13 protein-coding genes are annotated in these 14,920 nt (G+C 48.9%); 2 read left to right on the top strand and 11 right to left on the bottom strand.

Annotation, left to right across the window (positions count from 1 at the left end; all coding sequences use genetic code 11):
* Positions 1 to 85: 85 nt before the first annotated feature.
* A complete protein-coding gene (locus AC5I6P_RS11000) occupies positions 86 to 649 on the top strand; it encodes a 5-formyltetrahydrofolate cyclo-ligase (protein WP_495693802.1) in 564 nt (187 codons plus the stop codon).
* Positions 650 to 708: 59 nt separating this feature from the next.
* On the opposite strand, the gene sppA is transcribed toward AC5I6P_RS11000, so the two are convergent.
* The 11 genes from sppA to AC5I6P_RS10945 form a co-directional block, all read right to left on the bottom strand.
* Complete coding sequence (gene sppA / locus AC5I6P_RS10995) at positions 709 to 2,511, bottom strand: signal peptide peptidase SppA (protein ID WP_495693801.1); 1,803 nt, start codon at positions 2,509 to 2,511, stop codon at positions 709 to 711.
* 185 nt (positions 2,512 to 2,696) lie between these two features.
* Entirely contained in the window at positions 2,697 to 3,770 is a 1,074-nt protein-coding gene (gene fni, locus AC5I6P_RS10990) for a type 2 isopentenyl-diphosphate Delta-isomerase (protein WP_495693800.1), read from the bottom strand.
* Between the two features lie 15 nt (positions 3,771 to 3,785).
* Entirely contained in the window at positions 3,786 to 4,322 is a 537-nt protein-coding gene (pyrR, locus tag AC5I6P_RS10985; protein ID WP_495693799.1) for a bifunctional pyr operon transcriptional regulator/uracil phosphoribosyltransferase PyrR, read from the bottom strand.
* A gap of 284 nt (positions 4,323 to 4,606) precedes the next feature.
* Positions 4,607 to 4,747, bottom strand: a complete 141-nt coding sequence (locus AC5I6P_RS10980; RefSeq protein ID WP_495693798.1) for a hypothetical protein — start codon at positions 4,745 to 4,747, stop codon at positions 4,607 to 4,609.
* A gap of 269 nt (positions 4,748 to 5,016) precedes the next feature.
* Complete coding sequence (locus tag AC5I6P_RS10975) at positions 5,017 to 5,598, bottom strand: Uma2 family endonuclease (protein WP_495693797.1); 582 nt, start codon at positions 5,596 to 5,598, stop codon at positions 5,017 to 5,019.
* Between the two features lie 114 nt (positions 5,599 to 5,712).
* Entirely contained in the window at positions 5,713 to 7,041 is a 1,329-nt protein-coding gene (locus AC5I6P_RS10970; RefSeq protein WP_495693796.1) for a glycosyltransferase family 4 protein, read from the bottom strand.
* Between the two features lie 83 nt (positions 7,042 to 7,124).
* Positions 7,125 to 7,916, bottom strand: a complete 792-nt coding sequence (locus AC5I6P_RS10965) for a class I SAM-dependent methyltransferase (protein WP_495693795.1) — start codon at positions 7,914 to 7,916, stop codon at positions 7,125 to 7,127.
* A gap of 8 nt (positions 7,917 to 7,924) precedes the next feature.
* Positions 7,925 to 9,304 (bottom strand): glycosyltransferase family 2 protein, encoded by a 1,380-nt coding sequence (locus AC5I6P_RS10960; protein ID WP_495693794.1) that lies wholly within the window; start codon positions 9,302 to 9,304, stop codon positions 7,925 to 7,927.
* Positions 9,301 to 10,503, bottom strand: coding sequence for a glycosyltransferase family 2 protein (locus tag AC5I6P_RS10955; RefSeq protein ID WP_495693793.1), 1,203 nt, complete (start codon positions 10,501 to 10,503; stop codon positions 9,301 to 9,303). Before AC5I6P_RS10955 ends, AC5I6P_RS10960 begins: the two co-directional genes overlap by 4 nt.
* 6 nt (positions 10,504 to 10,509) lie before the next feature.
* The gene (locus tag AC5I6P_RS10950; protein WP_495693792.1) at positions 10,510 to 12,306 is read right to left on the bottom strand and encodes an ABC transporter ATP-binding protein; all 1,797 of its coding nucleotides are present in this window, start codon (positions 12,304 to 12,306) and stop codon (positions 10,510 to 10,512) included.
* 166 nt (positions 12,307 to 12,472) lie between these two features.
* Positions 12,473 to 13,666, bottom strand: coding sequence for a glycosyltransferase family 2 protein (locus AC5I6P_RS10945; protein ID WP_495693791.1), 1,194 nt, complete (start codon positions 13,664 to 13,666; stop codon positions 12,473 to 12,475).
* A 908-nt stretch (positions 13,667 to 14,574) separates the two neighbouring features.
* Here AC5I6P_RS10945 and AC5I6P_RS10940 point away from each other — a divergent pair.
* The coding region (locus tag AC5I6P_RS10940) for a transposase (RefSeq protein WP_495693790.1) at positions 14,575 to 14,920 on the top strand (346 nt) is incomplete at its 3' end.

Here is a 14,920-nt window from a genome sequence, read left to right as displayed (position 1 = left end):
ATACATACTCCCAGGAGATTAGCAATACAGGCGAAAGAGAGATTTTAAGCAGTCGTAAAATGTAGTAACTATAAAGATAAGACACATGGAGAAGTCAAAATTAAGAAAACAATTGATTGAGCAACGCAAGCTAATTTCTCAACAGGAATGGAATGATAAAAGTCAACAAATTTGTAAACATTTAGAAGAATCAAATTTGACTCGACAGGCAAACGTGATCCTGTCTTATTTTAGTTTCAGACGAGAGCCAGATTTGAGTTCGTTAACAGCGTCACTTCGGTCTAAGTCTTGGGGGTTTCCCCGCACGGTTGGTCAGTCTCTTGAGTGGCATCGCTATTCACCCGATATGCCGCTAAACAAGGGAGCGTATGGCATCCTAGAACCTCCTGCAGATGCTCCCAGCTTGAGCGCTCAAGAGGTGGACTTGATTTTGGTTCCGTGTGTGGGGTGCGATCGCAGAGGCTTTCGTCTCGGCTATGGCGGCGGCTATTATGATCGTCTGTTTAGTCGTTCAGACTGGGCAAATAAGCTTGCGATCAGCGTTGTGTTTGATTATGCAATTGTGAATGAATTGGCGATCGATCCGTGGGATAAACCTCTAACCGGAATCTGTACAGAATTAGGGATAGAGATTTTCCGCGATATTTAATGGTTTCATCACCATCGCTCACAGCATTTAACGGAATGCTCTAGCGGTCGATAGAAACACTACTTAATCTCAAAATCGACCGGAAGCCGGAGATAGACATTCTGCGGATCATTCATCGATCGCAGCGATTTAAGATTCTGCTGAAATGTTTCAACAGTTTGTGCGAACGGATCATCTACTTTCGGCGCGCCACTTCTAAGACTCGAACCGACCAAGCGCTTCAACAGTTGCTCTTCAAATGTGCGAGATTTTGGATACTCTTCCACCCGCCAATTGTCTAACTTAGCTCGTTTTGCCGCATCCCGAATTGCATCTTCCATGCCTCCCAACTCATCGACCAAGCCCAGCGACTTTGCTTTCACACCAGACCACACCCGCCCTTGCGCAATGTCTGCCACTTTCGCTTTGTCGAGCTTGCGAGACTGGGAGACTTTGGTAAGAAACTGATCGTAAATTTGATTCACCGACGACTGAATTACATTTAGCTCTTCGGGAGTTTTGGGACGGGAAATCGTTTGAGTATCGGCAAAGCGTCCCGTTTTCACCGAATCCCACGTCACCCCATTTTGGTTTGCCAGCTTTTGCACATTGAGCGCCTGCCCAAACACGCCAATCGATCCCGTGATCGTATTCGGTTCCGCATAGATGCGATCGCTATAGGTCGAAATCCAATAGCCTCCAGACGCAGCTAAATTGCCCATCGAAACCACAAGCGGTTTTGCCTTGCGGGTGAGAATCACCTCTCGCTGAATCACATCGGATGCGGTGGCACTGCCGCCCGGACTATTGACGCGCAACACGACCGCTTTCACATCGTCATCTAAGCGCAAATCTCGCAGTTGACGGGCAATGCGATCTCCGCCTGCATTGCCCGTGCTGCCCTGCCCGTTGACAATTTGACCGTCTACATAAACGATGGCGATCTGATCTCCTTTTTTCGTTTTCTTCTCTTCTACCACCCGCGCATAGCTCTTTAAGTCCATTTGGCGAAAGGATTTGTTCTCGGAGTCTTCGCCTGTTAACTGTTTGAGTTGGGCGCTCATCTCGTCGGCATACATGATCCGATCGACGAGTTTGCGATCGCGCGCTTGTGTGGCGGTCAAAAACCCAGCACTGTCGACAATATTCTGAAGTTGCGCTGGTTTTAGATTGCGAGATCTGCTCGTTGTGGTAATGAAGTCGCCCCACAGATCGTTGAGCCACCGTTGCGTCTGTTCGCGATCGGCAGGACTGCGGTTAGCGCGTAAAAACGGCTCGACTGCCGATTTGTACTTTCCGACGCGCGTCACTTGAACGCCGACTCCGTACTTCTGCAACGCTTCGGCAAAAAAGACAGCTTCCGCGCTAAACCCATTGATTTCTAGATTTCCGATTGGATTAACTGCAATCTGATCCGCGATCGAGGCCAAATAATATTCCCGCTCTTTCCAATCCAACCCGTAGGCGTAGATCTTCTTGCCAGACGCTTTGAACCGCTCCAAGGCTTTTCGGACTTCTTTGAGCGTGGCCAATCCAGTCGCAGACGAACCATCTCCATCGTAGAGATAGAGCCCAGTAATGCGCTGATCTTTAGCGGCAGCCTCGATCGTATCAAGGACGGTTCTAAGGGCGATGTTATCCTCGATGTCGTTGCCCGCTAGAGCACCGCTCAAGACTTCACGCGTGCTGGAGCTTGCAGGCGCATCGGTGATGGTTTGCGACACGTCAAACACCACGATTGAGCGGTCTTTCACAGTAGGGGCAGAATCTCGCGATGTTACAGATGCCACGATGACCAGCAGCAGTAGGCTCCCTACGCTGATGCCCATGAAGATGAAGAGACCGAGAATGGTAGCTAGGATCTGTTTGAGGAAGTCGCGCATAGAGAATCAACGAGGGATGAAGAGTGAGGGATGAAGAACTAATCAGAATGAGAACGGGCTGAATGTTTTCTCATGCTAATGGTTGTTTCAGAGGACTGTGTTAAATTCTAATTTCGCTTTTGAAAGAGTAATTCTACAGTAGTAATTGATTAATCGCTCATCCCTCTAACATAATTCCCCGATCGCTACATTCTCTTTGTTAATGCGTCTGATTGCTTGAGTTGCGTTAGGTTTGCGGTTCCGGTGCAAAACAGAACGGTGGTGATTTCTGCTTTAAGAATCTCGACTAAGGTGTGAAGGGCATCTTCTGACTCGTTGGCAGCTTGCAAGAGTGGGAGCGCTAACCCGGCTAAATCGGCTCCAAGCGCGATCGCTTTGGCAATGTCCAACCCATTTCGCAGGCCGCCGGATGCAATCAGAGGAATGGAAGGATTGGTGTGCCGCAATTCAGTGATGCAGTCTGCGGTGGGGATGCCCCAATCGGCAAAGGTTGCGCCTAATCGTCGTTGTTTGCTGTCCTGCGCTCGTCCGCCTTCGACTTTTGCCCATGATGTGCCGCCTGCTCCCGCAACATCGATCGCGGCAACTCCAGCGCTGATGAGTTTGTCTGCCATGACGGCCGAAATGCCATTCCCGACTTCTTTGGCGATGACTGGAATCGGTAGGACATCACAAACGATCGCGATCTTATCGAGCAGGCCCCGGAAATTTGTATCGCCACCGGTTTGAACGGCTTCTTGTAAGGGATTGAGATGCAGAATCAGGGCATCCGCTTCTAGAAGTTCGACAGCTTTGAAACATTCGTCGATGCCGTAACGGTAATTGAGTTGAACGGCTCCGAGATTGGCAAATAACAACGCATCGGGCGCGATCGCACGGATCTGAAAACTGTCTGCCACAGATGGATTCTCAATCGCGACGCGCTGAGAACCGACGCCCATAGCCAAGTTGTACTGCTGCGCGATCGCGGCTAACCGATAATTAATCGTCTTGGCAAGTTCGGTTCCGCCGGTCATGGAGGAAATTAGAATCGGGGCGGCTAAAGATCGGTTCAAAAAGGTCGTGCTGATATCGATCTCGTCTCGATTCAATTCGGGTAGACAGGTGTGGGTAAAGTGATACGCTTCTAACCCACTGGTGGTTTCTCGAAATTGAACGTCATCTTCGAGGCAGACTTTCAAGTGATCGGCTTTGCGAGACTGCGTTTCGTTCGCGTTGCTCTGAGTTTCATCTGCTCTGCTCATTAATGGATTCAGCATAAGATTCTGAGGGGTCTATCCTTTGACAAGTTCAACGCCGTCGCGTCCGTCTGTAGCCTGTAGATACACTTTAATCATTTCTTCTTTGGCAGTGGGGAGTTGTTTACCGATGAAGTCTGGATGAATGGGCAGTTCTCGATGTCCGCGATCGACAAGTACGGCTAAACGAATCACTTCTGGTCTGCCATAGTCGTTCACTGCATCTAAGGCAGCCCGAATGGTTCGCCCTTTGTAGATCACATCATCCACTAACACCACGGTTTTTCCGGTGAGATCAAACGGAATGTCTGTTTTTTCGGGCGTTCGCACGGCAATCGTGTCTAAGTCGTCTCGGTAAAACGTGATGTCGATCGCACCGAGGGGGACGCTAATTTTTTCTAGCAAGTTGATCTGATCGGCAAGCACGTTTGCTAGGGGGACACCCCTGGTATAGATTCCCAATAGTACCAGTTTAGATAAATCGCCTGAGCGTTCGACAATTTGTGAGGCTAGGCGGTTAACGGTACGGCGGACTTCTTCACTAGATAAGATTTCAATGTGTTCGAGAGGCATAGCAGCAGGATAGAGAGGTGAAAGGCGCTAACGTACAGAGTACAAGGGAATCGAGAGATAGATCTGCGACTGTTGATAGACAAAGGGTGGCTCGTTGATGTGGAGTAATGACTTAAATGCATCAGCGATCCTTCGGAGTTTGCAAAGCGATCATTGATCAAATAGGAGTATTCCTAAATTAAATAGGAGTATTCCTAAATTAAATAGCAGCGATCCTTCGGAGCTTGCAAAGCAATCGCTGATTAAATAGGAACGTTTCTAGATTAAACAGGAACGATCGCGCTCTAAAACAGAAACGTTCCTTGATCAAATAGAAACGTTCCTTGATCAAATAGAAACATTCCCAAATCAAATAGGAACGTTCCTTGATCAAATAGGAGTAATTGCAGTTCAAACAGGAGCATTCCTTGATCAAATAGAAACATTCCCAAATCAATAGGAACGTTCCTTGATCAAATAGAAATGCTGAGGCTTTGGGGAGAAACTTTGATTCTTGATATGGAAGAGAAGTAGAACCCTTTGACATTCTTCCTATGCCAAAACCCATCTCTGTCCTAGAGTATAGGCATAAGCGAGGAAAAAGAACGATAACCTGAACACCTAAATCGTCCCATCCAAGGTGCGATCGCTTGCAAGCTCCAGAGGATCGTTCTTATGAATCCAGCCTCTCCATCTACGCACTAATCTTTCTGCTTCAGTCCTCAAATCGCTCCACCTGAAGCACAAATCCTGGCAACACCGCCTCACCCAATAGCTCCGTCGGCAGCGATCGTACTTCCGTTGCCTCTCCTTGTCTGTAAATCTCCACCTGCTGATCCTGCGGATTAAACAACCATCCCAACCGCACCCCACTGTCTAGATACTCCCCCATCTTCGATCGCAGCAACTCTAACGAATCAGTGCGCGATCGTAACTCCAGAACGAAGTCTGGGGCAATCGGAGGAAACTTTGCTCGTTGCTCTGGCGTTAGTGCAGTCCACCGCGACAACTCTACCCAAGCCGCATCGGGAGAACGGTCTCCACCACCCGGCAACTTAAAAATCGTTGACGAGCTAAATACTTTTCCAAGCTTCGTTTGGCGATTCCAATTGCCTAAATCAATCCCAAACTCCATTTCACGATTACCACTAGAGCCACCTACGGGGGACATCAGAATTAGTTCTCCTTGACGTGTGCGCTCAACTTGCAAATCGGGGTTGCTAATACAAAGCTGATAGAACTGTTCATCCGTAAACTGGACAGTTCTGAGATTAAGAGTGAGCGGTTCAGACAACATCGGGAGTTACCTTAATGACTAACGCTTTACCTGCAATTCTGCCATAAACGCCCAATCCCTAAGCGACTCCCTTGAATACCATCGATCGCAGAATGACCCGTTGCTGTTAATTTTTCAATCCGCTTTCCAGAGAAACCGATGCAATTGTTGACCGATCGCGTTCAACGAAAAACACTGTTCTGCCCGATCGCGGGCTTGCTGACTCAGCCGAAGGCGTAACGTCTGATCATCTAACACTCGCCCGATCGCGTCTGCTAACGCGGGTGCATCATCACAAGGCACCATCAATCCGCCCATTTCTTCGCTCCCTAAAATATCAGGAACACCAGGAGCGCGGGTCACAACCACGGGCAAACCGCAAGCCATCGCCTCGATTGGGGCAACCGGAAATCCTTCATGTCGAGAAGCCAGGGTATATAAATCAGCCGCAGAGAGATACTGCTGCATCAAGGCGCGATCGCGCACATATTTATCAATCCAGAGAATGCCGCGCAGGGATTGGGCCGCAATCAGTTGGCGGAGTTGCTCTGCATCGCTGCCGGTGCCGACTAAGAGGAGCCGCAACTCCCGATCGGGGCGATCGCGACAAATTTGCTCCCATGCTGCCATCAGAATGTCGAGTCCTTTGCGATGAATATCAATGCGTCCGTGACAGACGACAACCTGAGCATCAAGCGGGATTCCGAGAGCAGCGCGTGTCTGATTGCGATTGGCTTTGTCCGAAGGATCGTGCGATCGCCAACTCATCACATCGATCGGGTTAAAGATTTGCGCCACTTTAGACGCTGGAACCCCATAGCGAGACTGAACTCGCTGAATTTCTGTTTCAGTAGCGATGATTAGCCCTGCACATCGCTGAATCGTCGCGGATCGAAAGAATCGTTCTAGCCGACTAAGCTGAAAGTCACCGCCCTGAAACGTCGCAAACACACGCAACCCAATTTGTTGCCCTAGAAGTACACAAGCATCAAATCGAGCATACTCATATTCTTGACACAGAATGACTCGACAATTCTCGCGCTTCAACTCACGGGCAAGAGCAAAGAGCGGGGTTGCCAGGTAAGGCGTAATATCTTTGAGTAACTGAAACGCGGGACGACGAAAGCGATCGATCTGACCAAATGTGTCCTCCACTGTCCATCCGTAAGGATTTTGCATCAACCGACGCGGCATCGCGTGAATCTTGGGAGCCGGAAGAATGCAGATTGTAGTGCCCGTTGGTTTGTGAACATACTGCTCTGGTGCATTCACACGATTGGAGATGCAAAACAAGACCGATCTGACACCCACCCGTTTAAGCGCCTCGACGTAGCCAAACATCCACCCTCCAGTCATCTCGTTGCAGAATGCCTCAAAAGAGACATCAATGCTGTCGAGAAAGTCCTCAATGAGGTCGCCCCAGGGTAAGAGCGCAATGGATGGAAGGGAAGGGTTTGATACCATTTTGGATTGCAGACCGTTGGTAGAGTTAGGGTTCTAGGAACAGACCTTCCATTCAGGGATGCTGCAACATGTTAAAACACGGTTTAACTGGTGCCTAAGGACGCTTGCTTCTCAGTTTCTCGCAGTCCGGTTTCTGTTGGTTTTTGCCACGCTGATGCGGTTTCCGTGCCCTGTGACTCAGGGCGATGCAGCGCGTAACTAAGCCAGATAACAGGACTCAGCACCATGAAAAGCGATCGCCGCACCCGATTCGGTAGTTTTGAAAAAGCAACATCATGCCCCACAACCGTAATCGGATTGATAAAGGTCGCCGCCTTCTGATAAGGCAATTCGATTAACTGCTCTAAATCGGCTAGGGTATAGCCCCGTCTGACGTGTCCCCACTCTGCCATTACGTCTGCTTCAGCCGGACAGATTGGCTTCATGATGGCGTAGTAAGGGAAGCGCCAGTTTTCATTGGGAGTGCTGACCAGAAGAAACCCATTGGGTCGCAACACTCGAAAGGCTTCCGCGATCGCAGTTTTGTGATCTGGAATATGTTCCAGCACATCGAACATCGTTACGGCGTCAAAGGTTTGATCCTCAAACGGCAGAGCGGTGGCATCTCCGCAAATAAAGCGAACTTGCGCCTGTTGATTGCAAGGCGCAGTGGCAAATTGGGGATCAAAATCTAAATTGGTGATGTGCGACCGGGGATAAAGCAATGCCGTCAACCCGCCTTGACCACCGCCAACTTCCAGAATGTCTTTAAACGGCAAGTCGGGCGCAACCCGATGAATTGCCCGCATTTTTTCACGGTAGAAGAATCCTTGAGTTAAGGGATTGGGAAACGGATTCCGAGATAAAAATTCTGGTAAGGACTGTTTGTACATCATTCGTCTCGCTATGAGTTTAGTTTGTTCCTAATGGGCAAAAGCTTTTCCGAGGAATTACTTTGTATGCTGTCTCTAGAGATATCAACTCCATAATTCAAACTTTCTAATTTGCGTTGACGATTTTGCAAGTAGAACTTAACACCAGCGAAACAGCCCCTGATCTCTGCCATAAGAACTTCAGCAGGAGGCTGATTGCGTTTTAGAATTCGCGATAGCGTTCTTCTCAAGTAATATCTAGGCAGTGCCACTCCCAAACGGCGCAAGTTTCCCCAATGTTGGTACCGCTCAAACTGAATCAGAAGTGCGGCAACGTGTCCTCGCATATACTGATACATCTGCTGTTTAAGACTCGCTTGATCAGCACGGTGAGTGTGAAACACTGCCGCCTTTGGCTCATATCGACAACAGCCCCCTTCGGCTAAGATGCGATACCACAGTTCGGAGTCTTCGCTGCATCCAGACCGGCCTGCACCCAGGCGTTCATCAAACTCACCCACCTGCTCAAAGACGCTGCGACGAAATGCCATATTCGCGCCTGCGCCTATTTTCCAAACCGGAACGCCTCGTGGCTTCATCGTTTGGAAGAACGACGAATCAAACATCTTGGTGCGATAGCCTTGACCAAATCCTCCAAAGCCTTTTTCAAAGACGACTTGCGATTCAGTTTCGAGTTGAGTGGGCAACACCAATCCTGTCACTGCCAGGACGTCAGCTTCGTAGAATGCCTGTTGAAGCCGCGCTGCCCACTGTGGATGCACTACCACATCATCATCAGTAAACGCAAGAATGCTGCCGTGACTTTCGCGGATGCCTCGATTGCGGGCAGCACTTAACCCCGCTCGCGGCTCTTTCACATAGCGAATATTCGGCATCTGAGAAACGATCTGATAAGTCGCGTCTGAACGAGGCGCATTGTCTACGACTAGGATTTCTAGCGGCGGCGGATTGAGAGATTGCAGCGATCGCAGACACTCTTTGAGTGCATCGGGGCGATCGCGGGTACAAACAATCACCGAAACGGAAGAGTCTGTCGGAAGGGTTTCGGTCTGAGAGCGCAGTAACCTGAGCGGTTTCTCTAGCGCCAACACATCAGCTAAGTCAGGCGAAACGGCTGGGGCTGGATGGCTCGAGACAATGGGTAATTCTCCTTGAAAGCCCGTTTTGAGCAGATGGCACCCGATCGCAGGCGCAATGGTTTGCAAGATCAAGTTCGTCAATTGCGAGGCTGGCATCGGCAACTGAGCCATTTCAAGCTCTAGATGACCGAGCGGAATATTTGCCCAAAACACCACGAGATAAAGCCCCTGATAGTCAGAATTAACGAACAATTCAGGAACCTCTTCACTCAGATCGAGGTGCAAAACCTGCCAAGGCTTAAACGAGTTCACGAGTATTGCCTCCTGATTTGCTCAATGCGTTGCTGCGATCGCCCATACTCTCCTAGCAAGCCAACAATGCCGCCCCACAACTCTGCCAAAATCATCTCTGATGGTAGAGAATGACGACCCATCAGGCTTTTCAGGAGTTGCTTCCCTTGATCTTTAAACCACCACTGCACAAGCCGACGAAACTGACTTCGTTGGGCGCGATCGCTCTGGTAGGACTTCGTCACAAATGCCATGAAACCTAGCCCCCACGTCCAGTATTGACGACGCAGCTTTTCGTATTCTTGGCGATGTTGATGGTAAACGAGATACTGCGGCTCATAAACAAACGCATTGCCCGATCGAATAATGCGATAAAACATATCTAAATCACCGCCACCTGGAAGCGGCGCACCCGTGTCTAAGGCATCATCGAATCCGCCTAGTTTGAGAAGAACGTCGCGCCGAAACGTCATATTGCACCCTGCACCAAAGATACCTGCCCCACAAGGATAGAGAGGATTACTCGGCAAAACCTGACCATAGCGAATTTTCTCGAATCCACGACCAAACCCGCCTCGACGTTCAAATAAAATCTGCGCGTCGGTTTCTAGCTCGTAGGGCAGAACTAGCCCTGTACACGCCGCCGCATCTGGATTTTCTGCCCAAGCCGTCATTAGTCCTTTAAGCCACTGACGATCGACGACAACATCGTCATCTAAAAACGCTAGAAGTTCTGTGTTAGCTTCTTTGAGCGCACGATTTCGAGCAAAATTTAGACCAGGTTTTGGCTCTTGCACATATCGCACAGTGGGTAGATCAGCCACGAGAGTTTGAGTGCGATCGTCAGACGGCGCATTATCAATCACCACAATTTCAAAGGCATCGGGCGACTGCAATTGCAATAGAGAATTGAGACAACGAGCCACGTTATCGGGACGATCTTTGGTGCAAATCGCAACCGTTAAAGACGGAAATCGAGCATTCATTGGGGCAACCCATTCGTCTCGAATTGCCTCTTGCAGCAGTTTAGCGCTCAGTTTTTCGGCAATCCATTGAGCGATCGTGTCTGGCTCGATCTGGCAATTGGTTGAAGGCTGCATTAAAAACCCGATCGGCTGATCCTGCCGACGGACAATCAGCGCAACGCCCGTATCGCCCTCAGACAGCGTTAAGGTCGGTAACGGATGAGTGACTTCAATCTCGTGAATGGGATAAGGCATAAGATCTTAGACCTGAGTATTGCGATATTGCAGTTGGTAGAGTTTGGCAAATAAACCCCGATGGTCAAGCAACTGCTGAAGATTGCCTTGTTCGACGACTCGCCCCTCGTTCAGTACCACGATTTGATCTGCCTGCTCGATCGTTGAAAGTCGATGAGCAATGACAATGACGGTGCGATTTTGACTCAAGGTTCTGAGGGCTTCTTGAATTAAATCTTCAGCAATACTGTCGAGCGCGTTGGTCGCTTCATCCAAAATTAGAATCTCTGGATTGCGAACAATGGCCCGCGCTAAGGCAAGGCGTTGCCGCTGTCCACCCGACAACCGAATACCGCGATCGCCAACCTTGGTTTCGTAGCCATAGGGTAGTTGCACAATGAAGTCATGCGCATTCGCGAGTTGAGCAGCAGCAATCACTTCGTCATCCGTTGCTTCTAATCGCCCATAGGCGATGTTTTCGCGAATCGTGGTGCTAAACAGATAGATGTCTTGACTGACAATGGCAATCCGACTGCGCCACGAATCGAGATCTAACTCCCGCAGCGGAGTGCGATCGATATAAATTTCTCCGGCAGTTGGATCAGACAATCGACACAGCAAGTTGATCAACGTTGATTTGCCTGCGCCTGAAGGCCCAACCAACGCCGTCGTTTTCCCTTTTGGAATCCGAATTGAAATATCTTGAACCGCAGGCTGTTCTGACTCTAGATAGTGAAATGCGACCGATTCGAGCGCGATCGCACTCTGCAACCCTCTAAATTGCGTCTGACCCGATCGAATATAAGGTTTGTCGGTAGATGCCAGCATGGTGTTCACCTCTTCTACTGAACTCATGAGGCTCAGCAACGCCACTCGTGACCCGTCAATTTGTTTGACCTTGGGTTGCAGTCGGTACAGAATAAACACAAACGTTAGCAACGTGGGTAGGCTCGCCTGAGCGTTGCTTAGTCCAAAGACCAGAATCAGCAGCAGCAGCGCCGCAGACAGGACTTCTGACATCGGGCCCACCATGTTGCTCAGCACATCTAGCTGAAAAAAAACCCGACGAACTTGGTGTGATGCTGCATCAAATCGCCCTTGCTCATACCGCTCACGCCCAAACACCCGAATTAGACGCATTCCGCCCAGCCCTTCCCACATGCGGCCAAGGAGCGCTTTGTTGGCCTGCACCGCCTGATCTCCTAGAGATTTGACTTGCCGCGTCACCACTTGAATGAAAAGGGAAATCAGAACGATCACAACGGTCACAATCACGGTTAACTGCCAGGAGAGCAGCAACAGCAGCGTGGCAAACACCAGCACAGTACAGAGGTCAATGATCAAACCCACCAACACACTCAACGCCCGACTCGTCTGCCATGTTTCTGTAGCTAAGACGTTGAGAAATTTTCCTGACTCGTTGCGCTCTAGATAGCTATAGCTGACGCTCAAAAGCTGCCGAAAAATGCCTGATCGTAGTCGATGACTAATCTGTGAGTTGAGCCAAGAGAACATGGTCATGTTCCCATAGCTCAGACAAGACTTTACGACAATCAACCCAAAAATAAAGACTGAAATAATTAAGAAACGGTTTTCGGGTGCCACTCCCGAAAAGAGGCGATTTAGAACCTGTAGAAAAGCATTTCCGCTCCCCGATTGAGCATTGGGTTGATTCAGCCCTTGCAACAGCGGAATAAATAAACTAATGCCCAAGCCTTCTGAAAGAGAAGACAAAATTCCGAGGACTACAATGGTTGGAATTGCCCAAGGGTAAAGCTTTAGAAGAGGGAGGAGCGCTTTGATTGCCTCGATTGTTTTAAGCATTCAATGTTTCAGCAGGTACTTTAACTTAAACTCTTTAACTTAGACTCTATTAACTTGGACTCTATTAACTTGGACTATTGAACCGTTTCATACTCCTGCGATCGACATGACACTCCAAACGATCGCGCTCATCTTAACCAGCAAATTTTAGTGACTTGGACTCCTCTCATCCATTCACCCCGGATTTGATGCGAGGCTCAGATTGCTTCTGGCGTGTTAATTCTTGATTCAGTCGCATCACGGTTTGCCAGCGTCGCGAACACCAAATGTCATAGGGTTTCCAGACTAACCCTCGACGCCGCTCTGGGAGCATCACCAGGATTTCGTCGGATGCAATTTCGTCGGATGCGAGAGAAGGTTTAGATTGACGCTCAAACTGCCGTTTGAACTGTACCCAGGTTCGGTGATCCTTCCATACCAAAGTTGTGATTGGTTGAGCGAAAAGCTTCAGCGAGCCAAGGAAGAGCGCGCGATAAATTCCGGGTCGGAGGAGCAAAATTGGATCTGCGATCGCGCCTTGAAGCAGCCAGTGCAATGCAGTTCGATAATCTCCGCTCCCATAGCTGACACCCAGCAAATAGTTGTAGAAACCACTTCTTCCCCAATTGTGGACAGCCACTGGAATTTCAGGATGCCGCCGTTGGATTTCGTCCATCACTAAGTGGTAGGACTTCGCCATCGTCATACTGTTCGTCGTCATGCTGCTATCGTGATGGCGATAACCAATTAAGTATTCTGAGACAACTCGAAATTCGTAATGCTCAGCAATCCGGAGATACAAGTCCCAATCTTCACATCCTTGTGCCCCCTGTGCTAATAGGTGAGGGCTATAACCACCCACATGGTCGATGCAGCTTCGACGAATCAGAGGATTGCTAGCATGACCGAGGAAGTTAGAAAAGACAAGCGTCGTTAACACGTCGCCTTCTGGATTACCCAACCGCTCGACTGGATATCTGGCTACGATCGCTCCCTGGGCATTGATATAAACTGTCCAAGCATAGCTTAGTCCAACCGAGGCATCAGCCGATTCGAGACACTGGACTTGCTTTTCGAGCTTCCGAGGATACCAAATATCATCCGCATCAATTGGCGCGATGTATTTGCCGTGTGAATGCTGAATGGCAAGATTCCGAGCAGCTGCAACTCCTGCATTTGCCTGTTGAACGAGCTGAATGCGATCGTCTCGTTCAGCATACGATCGCACAATCTCGGCGGTGCGATCGCGTGATCCATCATCTACCACAATGATTTCAAACGTTTGATAGGTTTGCGCCAGAACAGAGTCAAGCGTTTGAGCAATAAACACTTCTGCGTTGTAAGCAGGAATAATCACTGAAACGAGTGGGGCGGAATCCATTCATCTCCTCCGTTGAGTCCATCTTCTGAGTAGGTTTTGGATTTGCAGCGTAACGTGGTAGAGCTGATCGAGATAAGCGGGTCGCTACATTCATGCCACTGCATACTCAACAATTTGACAGCCTATTTTCATCCCTCTGTGGCATAAGAAATATATCTTTGGTCGCGAGGGCGCACGCGATCTGTCACCTGTTTTGTAGCTCTTAAGGCATCCTTCGGACGGCTCTAGACCTACTCTTAGAGGGGTAACGGAGTACAAACATCCCTCCACCTCGTAGCCTTGCTATGATGCTTTCCCACGATCAACTTCTCGTATCATGAACCAGGTTTAGTGAGAATTTATCCATTTGCTGTTGAAGTTGCTGTAGCTCCTTGATTGATAAGCCTGCTGCAGGTTTTTCGGTAATAGACGATACATTATTTCCGTAGTGTTGTATCCCTGTGGTTGGACGATCTCATTGCATTGTTAGGCAACTGTTTTATTTCTTTATGGCGATGAGGGACTTAGGTAAGCAGAAAAACCTTTCAGTCAGAATATAAGCATCCTTAAATAGCTCCTGAAGCATCTCCTTGCTCAACAGACGGGCACTCTCTACAGTTCGTACTGCTTCATCAATTGATGTCGCCTTTCCCCAATGCCCCAGTTGAAAATGTGAAACCAGCCATATTTTATATTGGTTTGGGGAACCAGTGAAAGAATGGGGTCATGCAATGAGGTTCAATTGGAAACCAATAGTTCGGGGTTTGAACAAAGAGTTTTTGCGAAACTCTTGTGAGTTCTTTTGCAAATTGAATCATGCGTTCCCAATCACCAACATGCTCTAAAACAGAATTAGAATGCCCTATAGAGCTGATTTGACATCTTTACAATTAGAATTAAAGGAGTGATGCCCTTTCAATCGAGTGACGATGAGCTATTCGAGCAGCCTGACTGACGCAGAATGGGAGATCTTTGAACCCCTGTTGCTCGAAATCATACCCAAGAAAAAGCGAACCCGACGGAGCGATTGGAGCAAGCGAGAAATCTTTGATGGCATCCTCTATCAACTCAAAAATGGCTGCAACCGAGAAGATTTGCCCAAAGACTTTCCTCCCTATTCGACAGTTTATTGGCACTACAAACAGTGGCGTGATGCTGGAGTGTTCGAGGAGTTGATGCGAGTGCTGCATGAACAGGTGCGTGAACAAGTAAAAAAAAATCGGGCGTTGCATAATGGAGAGATGGATAAGGTGATTCTCTGCAGTGCCCGGAATG

It is taken from the genome of Myxacorys sp. (assembly GCF_059501405.1).
This window is presented reverse-complemented; position numbering and strand designations above follow the sequence as displayed.